We start from the raw sequence: 1,219 nt of genomic DNA on the forward strand, positions 1-1,219 counted from the left end.
GCTCTCGGCTCTCGGCTCTCGGCTCTCGGCTCTTATGTCTTGTGGATCAGGTAAGTTGGATCTACGTCAAGCCAGAGTCCAGACCCTCTTTCCGCTCTTGCACGTCCCAGTGAGAAGCCGAGATTCTTCGGGCTGGACTCTGACGGCTGACCAGAGGCCGAACAGTATCCTCAAGCGTCAAAAGCTTGCACCATAAGACTGCGCCCCGGGAAGCCCGCTTGACCCTTCTACTGTAACAGGAGGACAGCATGAACTGCATCGGGGTGGACATCGGCAGTCAAGAACATGTGGCGTACTTCCCAGACAGGCAAGAGACGTTCCGGTTCAGCAACACGAACTCGGGTTTTGCGGCTTTCCAGCAAAAGTTAACTTCACACGCCGAGCAGGAAAAACTGCTGGTGGTGATGGAAGCCACCGGAGTGTACCACCAGCGTCTAGCGCAGTACTTGCACCACGAACAGGTGCAAGTGGTGGTTTTGAACCCGGCTCAGGTGAAGTACTACGCCAAAAGCCAGCTGAGACGCAGCAAAACCGACCCGGTGGATGCCCGGATCATCAGTGAATATGCCAGTCGGCATGATCTGAAATCGTGGGTTCCTTTAACAACAGCAAGGCAGCACCTGCAGCAAGCCTGCACGGCACGGGAGGCGGTTTTGAAGACCCAGCAGCAACTTCAAAACGTACTTCACGCGTTGCAGCAGCAGGCCGAGCCGTGCGGTGCGGTGCTGGAGGTGCTGACGCAGTTGAGGCAACAGCTACAGGAGGCTCAGGAGGTGCTGGAAGATGGAGTGCAGCAAACGCTGGAAAGCCAAGCCGAACTTCAGGAGGAAGTGCAGTTGTTGCAGAGCGTTCCGGGGATCGGTCCGGTGGTGTCGGTGCAACTGTTGGCAAACACCGGGTCTCTGGGACGTTTTTCGTGTTCTGCTGCTCTGGTGTGCTTTGCGGGGATGGATGTGCGGATGCGTCAATCCGGGAAACATGAGGCGGGGCGGCATTTGAGTAAAGTTGGGCATGCATCGTTGAGGAAAGCGGCGTATCAGGCGGCTTTGGGGGCGATTCGTTCGAAGAGCCGTCTGGGGGAGTATTACCGTGGGTTGCGTTTGCGGGGAAAACCTGGGAAGGTGGCGTTGTGTGCGTTGGCGAGGAAGATCTTGCGGATCGCGTTTGCGGTGGTGAAACAGGGCAAGCCTTTTGATCCGGCTTACCCTGGCCCTTGACG

At 57.2% G+C, this 1,219-nt stretch carries 1 protein-coding gene; it reads left to right on the forward strand.

What is annotated here, in order from left to right:
* The first annotated feature begins 248 nt into the window (after nucleotides 1–248).
* A complete protein-coding gene (locus Q371_RS23300) occupies nucleotides 249–1,217 on the forward strand; it encodes an IS110 family RNA-guided transposase (RefSeq protein ID WP_051965147.1) in 969 nt (322 codons plus the stop codon).
* The last annotated feature ends 2 nt before the right edge of the window (nucleotides 1,218–1,219 follow it).

Source organism: Deinococcus misasensis DSM 22328 (assembly GCF_000745915.1).
Taxonomy (GTDB): Bacteria; Deinococcota; Deinococci; order Deinococcales; family Deinococcaceae; genus Deinococcus_C; species Deinococcus_C misasensis.